This is a genomic window from Stappia sp. (assembly GCF_040110915.1).
Lineage (GTDB): Bacteria > Pseudomonadota > Alphaproteobacteria > Rhizobiales > Stappiaceae > Stappia.
Genome location: NZ_CP157793.1, coordinates 123659 through 141857, shown reverse-complemented (window position 1 = coordinate 141857; position 18199 = coordinate 123659). Strand labels below are relative to the sequence as shown.

At 67.4% G+C, this 18199-nt stretch carries 14 protein-coding genes; 10 read left to right on the top strand and 4 right to left on the bottom strand.

Annotated elements, in window-relative coordinates:
• Positions 1 to 203: 203 nt before the first annotated feature.
• Positions 204 to 1244 (bottom strand): substrate-binding domain-containing protein, encoded by a 1041-nt coding sequence (locus tag ABL312_RS00670; RefSeq protein WP_349359446.1) that lies wholly within the window; start codon positions 1242 to 1244, stop codon positions 204 to 206.
• 682 nt (positions 1245 to 1926) lie between these two features.
• On the opposite strand from ABL312_RS00670, the gene ABL312_RS00665 reads away from it, so the two are divergent.
• From ABL312_RS00665 to ABL312_RS00645, 5 genes are all read left to right on the top strand, one after another.
• Complete coding sequence (locus ABL312_RS00665) at positions 1927 to 3243, top strand: ABC transporter substrate-binding protein (protein WP_349359445.1); 1317 nt, start codon at positions 1927 to 1929, stop codon at positions 3241 to 3243.
• A 133-nt stretch (positions 3244 to 3376) separates the two neighbouring features.
• Complete coding sequence (locus ABL312_RS00660; protein ID WP_349359444.1) at positions 3377 to 4336, top strand: sugar ABC transporter permease; 960 nt, start codon at positions 3377 to 3379, stop codon at positions 4334 to 4336.
• Positions 4337 to 4363: 27 nt separating this feature from the next.
• Positions 4364 to 5194, top strand: coding sequence for a carbohydrate ABC transporter permease (locus ABL312_RS00655; protein ID WP_349359443.1), 831 nt, complete (start codon positions 4364 to 4366; stop codon positions 5192 to 5194).
• Between the two features lie 7 nt (positions 5195 to 5201).
• Positions 5202 to 6896 (top strand): alpha-glucosidase, encoded by a 1695-nt coding sequence (locus tag ABL312_RS00650; protein WP_349359442.1) that lies wholly within the window; start codon positions 5202 to 5204, stop codon positions 6894 to 6896.
• A 71-nt stretch (positions 6897 to 6967) separates the two neighbouring features.
• Complete coding sequence (locus ABL312_RS00645; protein ID WP_349359441.1) at positions 6968 to 8071, top strand: sn-glycerol-3-phosphate ABC transporter ATP-binding protein UgpC; 1104 nt, start codon at positions 6968 to 6970, stop codon at positions 8069 to 8071.
• Between the two features lie 781 nt (positions 8072 to 8852).
• On the opposite strand, the gene ABL312_RS00640 is transcribed toward ABL312_RS00645, so the two are convergent.
• Positions 8853 to 10043 (bottom strand): porin, encoded by a 1191-nt coding sequence (locus ABL312_RS00640; protein WP_349359440.1) that lies wholly within the window; start codon positions 10041 to 10043, stop codon positions 8853 to 8855.
• 458 nt (positions 10044 to 10501) lie between these two features.
• Here ABL312_RS00640 and ABL312_RS00635 point away from each other — a divergent pair, with 458 nt between their 5' ends.
• The 5 genes from ABL312_RS00635 (at position 10502) to ABL312_RS00615 (ending at position 15594) form a co-directional block, all read left to right on the top strand.
• Complete coding sequence (locus ABL312_RS00635; protein WP_349359439.1) at positions 10502 to 11302, top strand: glycosyltransferase family 2 protein; 801 nt, start codon at positions 10502 to 10504, stop codon at positions 11300 to 11302.
• Complete coding sequence (locus tag ABL312_RS00630) at positions 11299 to 12594, top strand: TIGR03862 family flavoprotein (protein WP_349359438.1); 1296 nt, start codon at positions 11299 to 11301, stop codon at positions 12592 to 12594. The genes ABL312_RS00635 and ABL312_RS00630 overlap by 4 nt, the downstream gene beginning before the upstream one ends.
• Before the next feature lie 199 nt (positions 12595 to 12793).
• Positions 12794 to 14236, top strand: coding sequence for a diguanylate cyclase (locus ABL312_RS00625; RefSeq protein ID WP_349359437.1), 1443 nt, complete (start codon positions 12794 to 12796; stop codon positions 14234 to 14236).
• A 375-nt stretch (positions 14237 to 14611) separates the two neighbouring features.
• The gene (locus ABL312_RS00620; RefSeq protein ID WP_349359436.1) at positions 14612 to 14824 is read left to right on the top strand and encodes a cold shock domain-containing protein; all 213 of its coding nucleotides are present in this window, start codon (positions 14612 to 14614) and stop codon (positions 14822 to 14824) included.
• Positions 14825 to 15114: 290 nt separating this feature from the next.
• Positions 15115 to 15594, top strand: a complete 480-nt coding sequence (locus ABL312_RS00615) for an Rrf2 family transcriptional regulator (protein ID WP_349359435.1) — start codon at positions 15115 to 15117, stop codon at positions 15592 to 15594.
• Between the two features lie 261 nt (positions 15595 to 15855).
• On the opposite strand, the gene ABL312_RS00610 is transcribed toward ABL312_RS00615, so the two are convergent.
• The gene (locus ABL312_RS00610; protein ID WP_349359434.1) at positions 15856 to 17055 is read right to left on the bottom strand and encodes an ABC transporter substrate-binding protein; all 1200 of its coding nucleotides are present in this window, start codon (positions 17053 to 17055) and stop codon (positions 15856 to 15858) included.
• A gap of 130 nt (positions 17056 to 17185) precedes the next feature.
• Positions 17186 to 18190, bottom strand: coding sequence for a branched-chain amino acid ABC transporter permease (locus ABL312_RS00605; protein ID WP_349359433.1), 1005 nt, complete (start codon positions 18188 to 18190; stop codon positions 17186 to 17188).
• Between the last annotated feature and the right edge of the window lie 9 nt (positions 18191 to 18199).

The window sequence follows — 18199 nt, the reverse complement described above, 5'->3', positions numbered from 1 at the left end:
GCCCAATTCTTCGCGCCCGCAAAATCCGCAAGCCGGCCGGTCCTTGAAAACGACCGTCACCCCTGCGGCAAGCGCCCTTCAGGCGGATCGCGCGGGAGAATTCCACCTCCCGGCCGGGAAAGCAAGCGACTTATTTACGAAAACGTCAATCGACAGGATTTATTAATTTAATTTCAATATATTATCTGAATTCCTTTACTGGATCATAGTTCGCTCTCGACCACCGAAAGCTGTGGCGGCGCGGCGGTCGACCCGCGATAGACGAGGTCGACCGGCTGCACGCTCTGCAACTGCGCGAGAGGGGTGCCGGTGGCGAGCCGGATCGCGAACTCCCCCACCCGTTCCCCACCCTTGCGGATCGGGCTGCGGGTCACCGTCAGCGGCGGATCAAGCGTATGCGGGCGCAGGAAGGGCAGGTCGTCGTCATGGGCGATCACGGAGACATCCCCGCCAACGGTCAGGCCGAGGTCGCGGATCGCGCGATAGGCGCCGAAGGCGAGCAGCACGCTGGAGCACAGCAGCGCGGTCGGCGGGCGCGCCGCCTCCAGCAGTCGGCGGGCGAAACGATAGCCGTTTTCCTCCGTCATCGCGCCGCTGAAGGTCGCCGTGTCGGGCGCCGCGCAGCCCGCCGCCGCCAGCGCCTCCCGCCATCCGCACCGCCGGTCGTGCGCGAAGGTCAGATGCTCCTCCCCGTTGATCAGCGCGATCCGGCGATGACCGAGATCGAGCAGAAGACGCGTCGCCTGGGCGAAGGCGCCGCGATTGTCGATATCGGCGTAGGCATAGGGCTCGGCGGAGCGGGTGCGCCCGTGCACCACGAAGGGCAGACCGAGCGCCTGCAGCTCCGCGATGCGCGGATCCTCCCGCTCGGGGCCGGACAGGATCACCACATCCGCCGCCTGGGTGCGCTTGAAGCGGCGGTAGACGTCGCTTTCCAGCCCTGTGGTCGGGCTCACCGTCAGGTCGTAGCCCGCATCGCCGGCCTTTTCGGCCACGCCCGCGAGGAACTCGATGAAATGCGGGTCGAGCAGCAGGTTCCGGTCGACCGGAAAGGCGACCCCGAGCGCCTGCGCGCGACCCGTCGCCAAACGCCGGGCCCCGGAGTTGGGGCGATAGCCATGGCGCTCGGCCGCCGCGATCACCCGCTGGCGGGTCTCGGCCGCCACATCGGCATAGCCGTTGAGCGCCCGACTGACCGTGGTTTGCGACAGGCCCAGAAGGGCCGAAAGCTCGCGCAGGTTCACCTTCCGCTTTCCTCTGTTCCGGGCCTTGTCCGCAAGGCCCAAGGCGTGGTCGCCCCACGCCCCGGCCATCACAAGCCGGTTGTCTGTTGCCGATCGTCTGTCGCCCGCCGGTGTCGGCAGGATCCCCCGATGATCCGCGCTTCCCGACAGGCACCCAAAGCGCTTTGGATTTCCCGACGCACCGCCCCGGATCAGGTGTCGCGGGCACGGTCTTCCGCTCCGTGTCACCGGCGCCGTCTGCGGGCGTGGCGCGCGTCTCAAGCCGATCATACAGAGCGGAACGCCGCAATTTCCAGGGGTTTTCATGATGCAGCGCAAAGCGCGCAGTGTGCTGCGCACAATCGAAAGTCACAGAGCTTTCTTGACACACGCAGGCCGATTCGGCACGCTTTTGATCCAAAGCGCTTTGGACGCAGCGTCGGAACGTCTCGTCGTCACACCCTTTGGCGACCTACTGGGGGGCGACCTTCAGGGAGGCGACCTTCAGGGAGGCGACCTTCAGGGAGCGATTTACTGGGGCGACTTTCAGAGGGCGACCCACAGAGAGGGTGACGATCGGCACGGGAGAGACACGCAGAGATCTCACGACGTTTTTCAAAGCGCCCCGGCCGGGACAACCCGGCTCAGGGGATCCCGGACGGGGGCGCCACGATCCCCGGGGAACGACAGGGAGGACAAGACCATGACGCATGCAATAACCGTGCGGACCGCGCGGTTCGCCCGGCGGACCGTCCTGACGGCCACGGCGCTGGCCGCCCCGCTGGCCTTTCTGGCGCCGGGCGCGCCCTCGGGGGCCCAGGCGGCGGAGATCGCCATTTCCTGCGGTGCGGTCGGCATCGAGCTGGAACTGTGCAAGACCGGCGCGGAGGCCTGGGCCGAAAAGACCGGCAACACCGTCACCATCGTCTCGACACCGAATTCCACCACCGAGCGGCTGGCGCTCTACCAGCAGCTTCTCGCCTCCGGGGCCGATGACATTGACGTCTTCCAGATCGACGTCATCTGGCCGGGCATTCTGGGCACCCATTTCCTCGATCTGGCGCAATATTCGGATGGCGCCGAAGCGGCGCATTTCGCGCCGATCGTGGAGAACAACACGGTGGACGGGCAGCTTGTCGCCATGCCCTGGTTCACCGATGCGGGCGTGCTCTATTACCGCAGCGACCTGCTCGAAAAACACGGGCAGCCCGTGCCGGCAACCTGGCAGGAGCTGACCGAGGTGGCGCAGGCCGTGCAGGACGCGGAGCGTGCCGCCGGCAACGATCAGATGTGGGGCTTCGTGTTCCAGGGCAAGGCCTATGAGGGGCTGACCTGCGACGCGCTGGAGTGGATCGACAGTTTCGGCGGCGGCACCATCGTCGACGACGCGGGCGAGATCACCGTCAACAACGCGCAGGCCATCGCGGCGCTCGATCTCGCGGGCTCCTGGGTCGGGACCATCACGCCCGAGGGCGTGCTGAACTACGCGGAAGAAGAGGCGCGCGGCGTGTTCCAGTCGGGCAATGCGGTCTTCATGCGCAACTGGCCCTATGCCTGGTCGCTGGGCAACTCCGACGACAGCCCGGTGAAGGGCAAGATCGGCGTCACCGCCCTGCCCCGGGGCGGCGCGGAAGGCAAGAACACCGGCACGCTCGGCGGCTGGCAGCTCGCGGTGTCGAAATATTCGGCGCACCCGGAAATCGCCGCCGATCTCGTGATGTATCTGACCAGCGAGGCGGAGCAGAAGCGCCGCGCCATCGAGGGCAGCTACAATCCCACGATCTCCGCGCTCTATCAGGACGCGGAGGTTCTCGCCGCCGTCCCCTTCTTCGGCGATCTCTACGAGACCTTCACCAATGCGGTGGCCCGCCCCTCGCGCGTGACCGGCACGAAATACAATCGCGTGTCCAACGCCTTCTGGAACGCCTCGCATGACGTCCTTTCAGGCAAGAGCGATGCGACGACCGCGCTCGCCGACCTGGAATCGGAGCTGAAGCGCATCAAGCGCCGCGGCTGGTAAGCCCGGATCGCCCCGCCGCCGGCACCTGCGCGGCGGGGCGCCTTCGCCACATGCCGACGGCCACACGCTTGTGGCCACACACCGGTGGCCACGCGAAGCCCCGCATCGATCCCCGGCCGAGGAGCGTTCCCCGATGAGCGATATCGCGATCACGCGCGCGGATGCCGCGCCGGCCCGCCGGTCCCGCCTCTCCCGCGCCCGGCTGCGCTCCGCCTGGCTGCTCCTGACGCCGATGCTCGTGGTGCTGGCGCTGGTGGCCGGCTGGCCGCTGCTGCGCACCATCTGGTTCGGCTTCACGGATGCCAATCTCTCCGATCTCTCCGCCACGCAATTCATCGGGCTGGAGAACTATTACGCGGTCTACGACGGGGAGGCGTACGGGCTCATCGTGGATCCCACGTGGTGGAACGCGGTGTGGAACACGCTGTGGTTCACCTTCGTCTCGGTGTCGCTGGAGACCCTGCTCGGCCTGATCGTCGCGCTGGTGCTCAACGCGCAGTTCCGGGGCCGCGCGCTGGTGCGCGCCGCCGTGCTCATTCCCTGGGCCATTCCCACCATCGTCTCGGCCAAGATGTGGGGCTGGATGCTGCACGACCAGTTCGGCGTGCTGAACGACATCCTGATGGGGATCGGCCTCATTTCCCAGCCCGTTGCCTGGACCGCCGATCCGGATACGGCGATGTGGGCGGTGGTCATGGTGGATGTGTGGAAGACCACGCCCTTCATGGCGCTTCTCATTCTCGCCGGGCTGCAGATGCTGCCCTCCGACTGCTACGAGGCGGCGCGCGTCGACGGCATCCATCCGGTCAGGGTGTTCTTCAGGGTCACCCTGCCGCTGATCCGCCCGGCCATCATGGTCGCCGTGATCTTCCGCGCGCTGGATGCGCTGAGGATCTTCGACCTGATCTACGTGCTGACCTCGAATTCCTCCGACACCATGTCGATGTCGGTCTATGCCCGTCAACAACTCGTCGATTTCCAGGAGGTGGGCTACGGCTCGGCCGCCTCCACGTTGCTGTTCCTGGTGATCGCCGCCCTCACCATCATGACCATCACGCTCGGCAAGGTCCGCCTGAGCGGTGAGCCCAGGTAACCGAAGGGCAAACGGGGAGATACGCCGATGCGCCGCAGGCTCGTCAACCGGATCGGACTTTACGCGCTCGTCGCCGCGATCGTCGTCTTTTCGGTGTTTCCGTTCTACTACGCGATCCTGTCGTCCTTCCGCTCGGGCTCGGAGCTGTTCACGGTCGCCTATTGGCCGACCAGCTTCGATCCGGCCAACTACATCTCGGTCTTCGCCGAGCAGCCCTTCGCCCTCAACATCCTCAACTCGGTGGTGGTGGCCACCGTCGTCGTGGGGCTGTCGCTGTTTCTCGGCGTGACGGCGGCCTATGCGCTCGCGCGGGTGCACTTTCGCGGGCGCGGCATGCTGCTGTTCACCATCCTCTCGGTGTCGATGTTTCCGCAGGTGGCGGTGCTGTCGGGCATGTTCGAGCTGATCCGCTGGCTCGGCATCTACAACTCGCTGCCCGGGCTGATGCTCTCCAACCTGATCCTCACCCTGCCCTTCACCGTGTGGGTGCTCACCACCTTCATGCGCGAGCTGCCGAAGGAACTGGAGGAGGCGGCCGTGGTCGACGGCGCCTCGTCCTTCGTGATCGTGCGCCGGGTGTTCCTGCCGCTGATGTGGCCGGCGCTGGTGACCACGGGCCTGCTTGCATTCATCGCGGCGTGGAACGAGTTCCTCTTCGCCCTCACCTTCACCCTGTCCAACGACATGCGCACCGTTCCGGTGGCCATCGCGCTGATCACGGGCGCCAGCCAGCACGAATTGCCCTGGGGCAACATCATGGCGGCCTCCGTGATCGTCACCGTGCCGCTCGTCGCCCTCGTGCTCGTCTTTCAACGCAAGATCGTCTCCGGCCTGACCGCCGGCGCCGTCAAGGGATAGACCGTCCATGCTGACCACGCCCGCCGCCCCACCGGCTTCCTCCGCGAACCCGCAAAGCGCACACTCCCCGCAAGCCGCGAGCGAGGCCGACTGGTGGCGCGGGGCGGTGATCTATCAGATCTACCCCCGCTCCTTTCTCGACACCGACGGCAATGGCATCGGCGATCTCGCCGGCATCACCGCCAAGCTCGACTATGTGGAAAGCCTCGGCGTCGACGCGATCTGGGTGTCGCCCTTCTACCCCTCGCCAATGGACGATTTCGGCTATGACGTGTCCAACTTCACCGATGTGGACCCGATCTTCGGCACGCTGGAGGATTTCGACCGGCTGATCGAGGCGGCGCATCTGCGCGGGCTCAAGGTCATCGTCGACCTGGTGATCTCGCACACCTCCGACCGGCATCCCTGGTTCCAGCAAAGCCGGGCGAGCCGCGACAACGCGCGCGCGGACTGGTACGTGTGGGCCGATCCGAAGCCGGACGGCACGCCGCCCAACAACTGGCTGTCGATCTTCGGCGGCTCGGCCTGGGCCTGGGAGTCGCGCCGGCGCCAATACTATCTGCATAATTTCCTGACGAGCCAGCCGGATCTCAACTTTCACAACGCGCAGGTCCAGGACGCCGTGCTCGACGCGGCGCGCTTCTGGCTCGAACGCGGGGTCGACGGGTTCCGTCTCGACACGGTGAATTTCTATTTCCACGACAAGCAGCTGCGGGACAATCCGCCGCTGCCGCCGGGCAAGCCGCTGACCGGCGTCGACCCGTCCAACCCCTATGCCTATCAGGACCACATCCACGACAAGACGCAGGCCGAGAACCTCGCCTTTCTGGAACGGCTGCGGGCACTGACCGACAGCTATCCGCATGCCACCATGGTCGGCGAGATCGGCTCCGACCGCGACCCTTTCGCCACCACGGCCGCCTATACGCAGGCGGGCAAGCGGCTGCATATGGCCTATGGCTTCGACCTGCTGACGAACGATGCCTCGGCCAGCTACATCCGCCGCACCGTGGCGGCGATGGAAGCGGGCATCGGCAGCGGCTGGCCGAGCTGGGCCGTCTCCAATCACGACGTGCCGCGCGTCGTCACCCGCTGGGGCGGCACCCATCCGCCGGAGAGCTTCGCCCCGCTGACCGTGGCCCTGGTCACCTCGTTGCGCGGGACGCCCTGCCTCTATCAGGGCGAGGAACTGGGGCTCAACGAGGCGGAGGTCGCCTACGAGCACATCCAGGACCCCTACGGCAAGGAGTTCTGGCCGGAATTCCGCGGCCGCGACGGCTGCCGCACGCCCATGCCCTGGGACGGCAGCGACCCGCTCGCGGGCTTCTCGCATGTCGATGCGTGGCTGCCGATCCCGGAAGGTCACCGGGCGCGCAGCGTGCAGGCGCAGGAGGCGGATCCGGCCTCGCCGCTCCATCGCACACGCCGCTTCCTCGCCTGGCGCAAGACGCAGCCGGAGCTGATCACCGGCGCCATCGCGCTGCTCGACACGCCGGAACCGGTGCTGGCCTTCCTGCGCGGAGACGGGGCGACGCGCGTCCTTTGCGCCTTCAACCTGTCGGACAGCGAGCAGCAGATCGCGCTTCCCGGCGTGACGCCGGTCGCGACGCTGGAGGCGCCGGACTTCACCGGGCGCTTCGACGGCGGCGCACTGCAACTTGCGCCTTTCGACGCGGCCTTCGTGCGCGTCATCGACACTTAGGGGCGCACGCCCGGGACCGGACACGGACAAACCGCCGGCGCCGGAAGCGCCGCAGGGAGGGAGACAGATCGATGGCGGAGGTGATCCTCAGACAGGTGCGCAAGTCCTTCGGGCGCGTGGAAACGATCCACGGGGTCGACCTCACTATCCGCGACCGGGAGTTCGTCGTCTTCGTCGGCCCCTCGGGCTGCGGAAAGTCGACGCTTCTCCGCCTGATCGCGGGGCTCGAGGACATCACCTCCGGGGCGCTGGAGATCGGCGGCGAGGACGTCACCGACAAGACGCCCAAGGAGCGCGGCATCGCCATGGTGTTCCAGTCCTATGCGCTCTATCCGCATATGACGGTCTACGAGAACATGGCCTTCGGCCTGCAGCTCTCCAAGACCGGGCGAGAGGAGATCGAGCGCAAGGTGCGCGACGCCGCCGCCACGCTGGAACTCACCGACCTGCTCGACCGCCTGCCGAAGCAGCTCTCCGGCGGACAGCGCCAGCGGGTGGCCATCGGGCGGGCCATCGTGCGCAATCCCAAGGTCTTCCTGTTCGACGAACCGCTGTCCAATCTCGATGCAAGCCTGCGCGTGCAGATGCGCATCGAGATCGCCAAGCTGCACGAGCGCATGAGCGCCACCATGGTCTATGTCACGCACGACCAGGTGGAGGCCATGACGCTCGCCGACAAGATCGTGGTGCTGTCGGCCGGAAGGGTCGAACAGGTGGGCGCCCCGCTCGATCTCTATCATCGGCCGCAAAACCTCTTCGTCGCCGGCTTCATCGGCTCGCCGCAGATGAATTTCATCAAGAGCGAGGTGGTTGAGGTCGCGCAGGAGGGTGCGCTCATCGCCCTGCCCGGCGGCGGCACCGTGCGCGCGGCCGTGGACGGAAGCGGTCTGCGACCCGGCGATGCGGTGACGCTCGGCGTGCGGCCGGAGCATCTGGCCCTTGCCGGCGAAGACGACATGGCAACCGTCGGCGGAGAGATCGAGGTGGTGGAGGAACTCGGCGAAAGCCACTTCCTGCACGTGCGGCTCGCCGACAAAACGCTGATCACCGTGCGCTCGGCGGGAGACGCCGCCCATGCCGTCGACGGACGCGTGCGCATCGCGCTTCACGGCGGCGACTGCCATGTCTTCACCGCCGACGGTCAGGCGGCGCCACGCCTGATGTCCCACGCCTGATGTCATAGGCACGACGCGCCCGCGCGCGCGGCTTCACTGTACCGTTCGGCCACAAACGCAGCGTCCCGCGTGCGCCCTGATCCGCAGCTTCATGCCGTCCGGGGCACGACACGGGGTGATGATCGAGAGATTGCGTGATCGCGGCATGGCGCGAGGCTCTCCGACGCCGGCTTTCCTTGGGTTCGGCCGGAGCGGGGCACTGTGGAGCGGTCCGGAGTCTTCCCCCGCGCATCCTTCCGGACACAGGCGAAGCCGGAGATCCGGGCTCGGAGAGGCCGCGGCGGTTCGGCGTCGCACCGCGCTTTTCGTCTCGCGCCCCGTCAAGCCCGTGCCGCTCCCATGCCTGCAAGCGTTACATGCGCGCGGTCTCATGGCTTGAGGCACAGGGGGGAGTGACGCTCTTCGGGCGCGCACAATTCTGAGGCATCAAACACCGGAAACGGACGGCGCTTCGAGCCACAGCGCTTCGGACCTAAGAGCGCCTGAGCCCCGGCCTTCCCGTCGACACTTCGCGCGGATCGGCCAGCGACGGCGCAATCCTGAACTCATGAACAGGGAAATCCTGGACCGGACGGGCGGACGCGCGCCTGGTCGAGCGACGGCGGTGACAGCGCTCGCGGATGACACGCGCGAGACGCGGACCGACGGGACGGCCCGCCTTGCGACTCTGTGCCGCAAAACACGACGTCTGACAAAACACGACGTCTGAAATGCGCGGCCCCAAACGAAAAGGGCCCGGCGGAGACCGCCGGGCCCTCAATCCAATCCTTAAAGGATCAGATTAGAACGTGCGCTGCACGCGGAAGATACCGACGAGCGCGTCGTTGTCCGCAGCCGTGCCGGCGATGCCGTCGAAGCGGCCGCGGTACTCGAGCTCGGCACCGAAGTACAGGCCCGACACCGGACGCCACATCAGGTTACCCTGAACGTTCAGCTCCTGGAAGTCGTCGCCACCGACCGACTGGTCGAGAGCCGAGTAGCTGGCGGTCAGCGACGAGGAGATCGCCGGGGTCCAGAAGTGCGTGAAGCCCGCACCGATGCCCCAGGCGTTGGAGAGCTTCAGGCTGCCGGCTGCGTTGTAGTTCGCATCCGAGAACGCCGTGAAGTTCTGGTTGACGTAGCCCACGGCGCCGGACGCGTAAGCGGCCTGCAGCGAGAAGCTGTCGCCAGCGGCGATCATCGGCAGGTTGAAGGTCGCGCCGGCGCCGATCGCCCAGCCCACCTTGCTCTCACCGCCGAAGAAGCCCGGCTGGTTCAGGCCGTACACATGGGTGACGGCACCCATGATCTGGGCCGAACCCCAACCCTGGTCGACGCGCAGGTTGGCGACGAAGTCCGGGATCTTGTGACCGCCGTACTGGTTGCCGGCGAGCGGACCACCGATGACGCCACGACGAGCCGGGGACTCAACCGAGGCCGACGCCGAGAAGCCGTTGCCGAACTGGAAGGTGTACGCGAACAGGTTCACGTCGCCACGGTCCGCGAAGCCCTGGTTCAGAGCCGCGCCCCAGTTGTCGCCGGTGTAGAAGTCGAAGTACGAGCCGGTACGACCAGCGACGAAACCGCCGAGCTGGATGAAGGCTTCGTCAAGCGTCCAGGCAACGCCGCCGTAGGACTGGTCCACCGTCGCGTAGGTCGCGACATAGGTGCGGAGCAGGCCGTACTCGGTGTTGGTGCGGCTGTCGAAGTTCATGTACGCACGAGCGCGGAACGTCGTGGCGTCGTCGCTGCGGTCGTCCCAGTTCTGGCCGCCGCCGTCGAGGACGTCGTTCATGCGGGCTTCGACGCGGACGCCGCCGCCGATCTTCAGGCAGGTCTCGGTGCCCGGGATGTAGAAGAAGCCCGTGCCGAACGCGTCGCAAACGCGGACGTAGTCGACCGGCTCCGGAGCGACCGGAAGGTCGGCCGCCTGAGCGCCCGTGGCTGCCAGGGCGGCAGCGGAAGCGCCGAGCAGGATGCTCTTGATGTTCATTTCCTGACCTCGTCGTTGTTTCCTGCATGGGCCCTGGGGCCAACAGGAGAGGATGAGTTGAGCAAGCTTCCCCGCGAGCTCGAGTTTGTTCTAAGCGACGGGGGGCGCGGGCCGCAACCGGCAAATGCCCTCCAACGACACGCCCGGGACACAGTGTGTCTTTGAGGTGACACCCCGTTAAGGTCCCGTTAGGACTTTCGGCGCGAAAGGCGGCGTTTTCCGGGGCGTGGCCCGATGCCGGCCCGATGGCGGCGATGTTTCGGCGCGCGAGACGTCGCGAGACTTGATGCGCCTGCGCGCGACGCTGTAAGGACGACCCCGGGCGCTCGGGGTCGCGCCGTCCTTATAAATAGCCCATCACGGAATGTCCCATCGGACGAGCGCATGGCGACCCGGATCATAGACTTGCCCGACCTGGGCCCGACGCGCCCGAATCGGCGGGCGGCGAGGATTTCGCAATGCATGAGAGCCTGCCGATCTCCGTCTTTATAATTGCCCGCGACGAGGCGGACCGGATCGCGCGCGCCATCGACAGCGTGTCGGACTTCGCCGACGAGGTGATCGTCGTGGACAGCGGCTCGCGCGATGACACGATCGCGGTGGCCGAATCGCGCGGGGCGACCGTTTTCCGCAACGACTGGGCGGGCTACGGGCCGCAGAAGCGCTTCGCCGAGGACGCCTGCCGCAACGACTGGCTGTTCAATCTGGATGCCGACGAGGCGGCGACGCCGGAGTTGGTGGCGGAAATCCGCAAGCTCTTCGCGGCCGGACCGCCCGGGACCGCTTCCTTCTGGCAGGTCCGGATCAAGGATGTCTTCGCGCACGAATCGGGCCCGGCCCCCTGGGCCTATGGCTACAACCAGATCCGGCTCTACGACCGCAGGGTCGGCCGCTTCTCGGAGTCGCCCGTGCATGACACGGTGCGGCCGCCGGCGGGAGCGCGGCTCGGCCAGCTCTCCGCGCCCATGGCGCATCGCTCCATCCGCTCCATCGCCTTTCACGTGGAGAAGATGAACCGCTATTCCACGATGCAGGCCGACGACATGGCGTCGCGCGGACGCCGCCTTGCCCGTCACAGGCTGCTGACCGAATTTCCGCTGGCGTTTCTCAAGGCCTATCTCGTCCGCCGCTATGCGCTCTACGGCTGGTGGGGCCTCGTGATCTCCACCAATTTCGCCTATACGCGCTTCCTGCGGCTCGCCAAGACCTATGAGCGCGAACTCGCCGCGCGGGCCAGATCCGATTCGGGCGCCGCATGACCGGCGTCGGCCCTGCCTCTTCCCCCAGCGTGTCGATCATCGGCGCCGGTCCGGCGGGGCTGATCGCCGCCGATGTGCTGTCGGCGCGCGGCGCGCGCGTCACCATCTCCGAGCGGATGCCCTCGCCGGCGCGCAAGTTCCTGATGGCCGGGCGCGGGGGGCTGAACCTCACGCATGCCGAAGGCCGGGACGCGTTTCTCGCCCGCTACCGCGCGGCCGCGCCGCATCTCCGGTCGGCGCTCGACGCCTTTCCGCCCTCCGCGCTGCGGGCCTGGTGCGACGGGCTCGGCATCGAGACCTTCGAGGGCACGAGCGGACGGATCTTTCCCGACCACATGAAGGCCTCGCCGCTGCTGCGCGCACTGCTCGCCCGCCTTGCCGCGCGCGGCGTGACGCTGCGCACGCGCTGGCGCTGGACGGGATGGGACGCATACGGCAGTGCGACCTTCGACACGCCCGACGGACGCGTCACGGAGCCCGCCGCGGACGCCACGCTGCTGGCGCTCGGCGGCGCGAGTTGGCCGCGCCTTGGCAGCGACGCCGCCTGGACCGACATCACCGATGCGGCCGACATCGCCCGCACGCCCTTCGCGCCGGCCAATTGCGGCGTGTGCATCGCCTGGTCGGAGCATCTCGCACACCGCTTCGCCGGCACCCCGCTGAAGCGCATCGCGTTCCGCGTGGGCACGCGCGAAGCGCGGGGCGAGGCCGTCGTCACCCGCGCCGGGCTGGAAGGCGGGGCCGTCTACGCGCTGTCGGCCGAGATCCGGGAGCTGCTTGCCGGTGACGGCGTGGCGCGAATCGAGCTGGACCTGCGGCCCGACCTCGATCTCGACGCGCTGACCGCGCTGCTCGCCCGCCCGCGCGGCAAGCGCTCGCTGTCCACCCACCTGCGCAAGGTCGCCGGCCTTCCGCCGGTTGCCGTCGCGCTGGTGTCGGAAGCGGGCCCCCGTCCCGCCGAGCCCGGCGCCCTCGCCCGCCGGATCAAGGCGCTGCCGCTCGCCGTCACGGCCGTGAGCGGACTGGAGCGCGCGATCTCCTCGGCCGGCGGGCTCTGTTTCCGCGACCTGACCGACGACTTCATGCTGCGGGCGCGCCCGGGCGTCTTTGTCGCCGGCGAGATGCTCGACTGGGAAGCCCCGACGGGGGGCTATCTGCTGCAGGCCTGTTTCGCCACCGGCTGCGCGGCCGCGCAAGCCATCGCCTCCAGGCTCGGCTTGCCGGCGACGGAGGCGGAGCCTTTCGCATCCGGCCGGTCACCGGAGCGATGGGAGGCCCGCCGACCGGGCTGACGCCGAGTCGCCCCCGTCCCGCGACCGTCATGAAAGCGAACGACTTAGATTTTCGAAGCAGAAGCAATTGGCGATTACTATTCCTCTCAGATTGCAATCGCGCATTGATTGATCATTTACCCGGCGATGCTACGATTTAGTACGTATCGTTATTAATGACAGGGCTTGAGGTCGGAGCCCTTACGCAGGGGTTGCGCGCATGGCAACACCGGACTCGGCGACCCGGCCGACACCTTACCTCGAAGATCTGGCGGAGTGGGCCGGCCCTGGCGATGCACGCGCGGTTTCACCTGCCGGGCAGGGCGCGCATCCGGCACCGCTGTCGAGCCTGTTTAGTCTGTTGCGTCGGGTGTTCGATGCCGACACCGTCTGCGTCATCCTGCGCGACCAGGCGGCCGAGGCGCGCGTCTACCACGAAGGGGCGCATTCCGGGTTGATCGCAACCGCCCCGCACCTGGAACGCCTGGTCAGCGAGCACGACGCCCCGGTTGCCCTTGCCGACGTCGCCAACGCGCCGGAGACGGCCCTGCGCCGTCATCTTCTGACACTCGGTCTCGGCTTCTTCGTCGGCAGGAAACTCAGCGACGATGCAGGCCGCGTCCTCGGCGTGCTGTGCCTCGCTCACCCGCAGGCACGGCCTCTTCCCGAAGACGCAAGCGCCCTCCTTCAGGACGCCGGGCACCTGGTCGTTCGCGAAATCCAGCATGAGATCGCGGAACGGATCGCGCAGCGGTCCTGGGAGACGCTGGTGGAGGCCATCGAAACGCTCCCCGACGGCTTCGTGCTCTATGACGAAGACGACCGGCTGACGATCTGCAACGAGCAATACCGCCAGTCCTATCCGCAATCCGCCCATGTCATCCGGCCGGGCAACACATTTGAGGACATCGTGCGCGAGGGCGTGCGCTGCGGGCAATATGCGCAAGCCGTCGGCCGCGAGGAGGACTGGATCGCCGAACGCCTCGCCGCGCATCGCGCTCCGGACGGCCCGGTCGAGCAGGAAATGCCGGACGGGCGCTGGCTGCGCGTGCTGGAAAAGCGTCTGCCGGGCGGCGGCACGGTCGGGTTTCGCGTCGACATCACCGAATTGAAGCAGCGCCAGCACGAGCTCTACGACCTCGCGCACCGGGACGAGTTGACCGGCACCATGTCGCGGCGCGCCATTCTCGCGGCGGCGCGGCGCGCGGCCGCCGGCCCGGCCGGGGACCGAAGGCCGCTCGCGCTGCTGATTCTCGACATCGATCACTTCAAACGGGTGAACGACCGATACGGACACTTCGCGGGCGACGATGTGCTGAAGGCCTTTTGCACACGCATCACGCATCTGCTGCGCGAAAGGGATCACTTCGGACGGCTCGGGGGCGAGGAGTTTCTCGCGCTCCTGCCGGACACGAACCTGGATGCGGCGGTGGCGGTCGCCGAGCGGTTGCGCGCCGCGCTGGCCTGCCGCCCGGTCGAGGTCAATGGCCAGTCCATCCCGGTGACCGTTTCGATCGGGGTGACCGCCTTCACCGGCGGCGAAGCCATCGACGACGCCTTCGCCCGGGCCGACCGCTTTCTCTATCAGGCGAAACAGGACGGGCGGAACCGGGTCGTCGCCGGCGATGCGCATCCGGCACCCCCTCGGCACAGCCCCCCTTGAGGGACCGCGCCGACGCCGGCCCTCTGCGCCCCGCTGTTCGGCGGCCCGCTCGACAAGGCACTGAGATTGCGCAGCTTCCTCACCCCGTCGGCCGCGCAGCGGAGGGCAGACCGCGATCTTCTGTGGGTGAACGATGCGGTTCGGCCTTGCTGCGTTGACGACTTTCGCATATAGTGTGCGCGTTGGACTTTCGTCCGGCAACAGCGGGCTTGAAAATTCGAACCCCGGTTAAGAAAGTTTCGGTATGCGGCGCCATTGGCCTCCGGTCGATCCCGTCGAGCAGAACTGCCTTTCCCGTTTCAGAATGCCACGCTCGCGCAAGCAAGTGCGCTTACTTGCGCTCTTTACGACTAGACACGGGACAGGAGTTTTCCCATGCGCCAGACCGGCACCCTCAAGTTCTTCAACCATGACCGCGGTTTCGGCTTCGTGACCCCGGCCGAAGGTGGCAAGGACGTCTTCGTTCACATCACCGCGTTCGAGCGGTCCGGCCTCGCCGTTCCGGCCGAGGGCACCTCGCTGACCTTCGTCACCGAGGAAGACCGTCGCGGTCGCGGCATGCAGGCCGCCCAGCTCGAGCTCGCGTAATCCACGCAAGCTCTTGAGCAGATGGCCCTGACGGGCTTCAGCGCCGCCGGCTTGCCGGCGGCGTTTTGCGTTCGAGCACCGGATCGGCCCACGCGGCGACGATCCGCATCGCGCCCGCCCCTCCTGCTTCGAGGCGCACGACCCCGACATCCTCCGCCCCTCCCTGCGCCCCTGTCGCCCCCCTGCGCGACGCGTCGGGTGCGGCGCCGGGATCAAAAACGTGAGCCTCAGGGACAAGATTTTTTCGTCGCCCGTTGACGACACCCCCGATCCGACGCATATCTAGTTTCATGCGCCTTACTCAACAGACCAATTACGCGGTTCGCACCCTGATCTACTGCGCCGCAAACCCGGGCCGCCCGAGCCGCGTCGCGGATATCGCGGCGAGCTTCGAGATGTCCGAGACGCATCTGTTCAAGATCCTGAAGGTGCTCGTGGACAACGGGTTCGTGCGCACCATTCGCGGCCGCAACGGCGGCCTCGTTCTGGCCAAGCCGCCGGAGGAGATCACCGTCGGCGCCGTCGTGCGGGCCGCCGAGGAGAGCTTCCTGCTGGCGGAGTGCTTCGAATCCGGGCGCAAGGACTGTCCGCTGATCACCTCCTGCGGCTTCAACGGGTTGCTGCACGAAGCGCTCGAGGCCTTCATGAACGTGCTCGACGCCCACACCATCGCCGAACTGGCCGAGGACCGGACCGAGATCCGCTTCCTGCTCAACATTGCGCCCGAGGTCACGAGCGAAGCGACGGCCCGCAAGCTCCAGGGCGCCTGAGCGGTCAGGCGACCGCCGCTCCCGATATCGGGTGGTTCAGCTTCTTGGATTCTGAGTTTTCACGGCTGACGTGCCTCATGGACGTTGTCCAGAGGTCGCGACCTTCCGGGCTGCGCCATCGCAGCCGGGTGCGACCGGATGTCCCCTGGCTCGCAGCGACGCGCCGCTGTCTGCCGTCGACCCGTCAACGACCCAAGACCACGAAAAAGGCCGCCGGAGGAGATCCCCCGGCGGCCCGTGTCCTTGCACGCGAGGCGCGGCTTACTTCATGTCGGAGATCGCCTCGAAGGCATCGCCCGAGACCTTGAACAGGGCATAGGTGCCCGGCACGTCGCCGGCTTCGTTGAAGTTGTGATCGCCGGCCGCGCCCTTGTAGTCGATGGCCGTGCCGGCCGCGATGAGCTCCTTCGCCTTGGCCCATTCGCCCGGGCGGATCGGCTCGCCCTCGCCGTTCGAGACCTCGCGGAGCGCCGCGGCCACCTTGGCCTTGTCGCCGCCCGCCTTCTCGATCGCCAGCGCCATCAGGAAGGCCGCGTCATAGGAGGTGGTGGTGAAGATCGCCGCCGGGTCGCCACCGGCCTCGGAGAAGGCGGTGTTGAACATTTCCAGCGCCTCGGACGCCTCGCCGACCGGGGCCGAGGCGAGGAACGTCGTGAGGTTTTCAGCGCCCAGCTCCTTGATCGGCGCATCCGACTTCATGCCGTCGCCGCCGATGAAGTTGGTGAAGAAGCCGTTTTCCAGCGCCTGACGCAGCATGGTCAGGCCCGAGCCGTCGCCATAGTCGAAGATGACGAGCGTATCGGCGCCGCCCGAGGCAAGCTCGGCCAGGTTGGAGCGGTAGGAGGCCTTCTCGCCCTCGTGCGCGGCGAAACCGGCGATCTCGCCGCCGCCGGCCTCGAACTCGGCGCGGAACGAATCGGCCAGGCCCTTGCCGTAGTCGTTGTTCAGATAGGCCACCGCCACCTTGGTCGTCCCGCGCTCGAGCACGGTGCGCGCCAGCGCGCGGCCCTGATAGTCGTCGGAAGGCACGGTGCGGAACACGGTGTCCTTGTCGTCGAGGCCGGTGATTTCCGGCGAGGTGCCGGACGGGGTGATCACGGTCACGCCGGCGGGGATGGTGACCGAGTTGGCGGCGGCGAGCACCGCGCCGGAGCAATGCGGACCGACGATGCCGATCACGCCCTCGATATTGACCGCCTTGGTCGCCGCGTCCGTGCCGTTTTGCGGATTGCAGGCGCTGTCGCCGATGACCGCTTCCAGCGTCTGGCCGTCGAGAATGCCGCCATTGTCGTTGACCTGCTGGATCGCGAGCCGGGCACTGTCGACCATCGCCGGCGCCATCGCCGCGATCGGCCCCGAAATGCCGCCGATGAGGCCGATCTTGACGTCGGCCTGGGCCGGCGCCGCCAGCGCCGTCGCGCCAAGCAGCACCCCGGCCAGAGCGGTACGGAACTTGTTCATCACTCACCTCCACTTGATGGTTCGACCGGCCGGCGGTGCGCCGTCCGGCTTTCGGGAGCCGTTTTGCCCGGCTCCGTCTGGGCGACAGTCTCAACCGAAACGTGCCTGCCCCACAAGAGCGATCCGGCGATTACCCGCCGGATTTCGCATCGCCTTTCGCCCCGGTCCCGCCGGGCCCGCCGGCGTCGGCACCGGAGCCGGACGCATGGCCCACCTGGGGTTCGGGCAAGAGCCCTTCGGAGCGGAACCGCAGCACCAGCTGCAGCATCAGGCCGATCAGGAAGACGCGCAGATATTTCGCCTGCACCGCATATTCATGCGGCAGCTGGTCGGTGACGATCTCCGACAGCGACCAGATCGTCCACACCACGGCGACGCCGAGGATCGCGCCGCGATTGTTGCCCGAGCCGCCGAGGATCAGCATGATCCACACGAGGAAGGTCGCGATCATGGGATCGATCGCCTCCGGCGTGATGGTGCGGTTGAAATGGGCGAAGAGCGCGCCGCCCAGCCCCATCAGCGCCGAGCCGAAGATAAAGGCCTCGAGCCGCCGGTAGGGCACGTCCTTGCCCATCGCGCGGGCCGCGTTCTCGTTGTCGCGAATGGCGCGCATCATCCGACCCCAGGGCGCGGTGATCTGGCGCTCGACCATCAGATAGGCAATCAGCAGCACGCCGGCGACGATCGCCAGATAGGCGAGCTGCGAATAGACATAGGGCAGGTCGCCGAAGGGCCGCGGGATATCGGTGATGCCGCGCGCCGAGTTGGTCAGCCAGTCCTCCGACTTGATCACCAGACGGATGATCTCGGCCACGCCGATGGTGGCGATGGCGAGATAGTCGGAGCGAAAGCGCAGACAGATCTTGCCGATCGGCCAGGCGATCAGCCCGGCCACGACCATCGCCCCGATCCAGCCCGCGACGACCGGCAGATCGAAGCCGCCGAGCCGTCCGTCGGCCGGCGGCGAGGTCAGGATCGCGGAGGTATAGGCGCCGACCGCGAAGAACCCGGCGATGCCGGCGTTGAACAGCCCCGTGAAACCCCACTGGATGTTCAGCCCCAGCGACAGCAGCGCATAGATGCAGATGAAGATCGCCATGAAGACGGCGTAGTTGGCAAGTCCGAGCCATTCCATCGGGCCGCC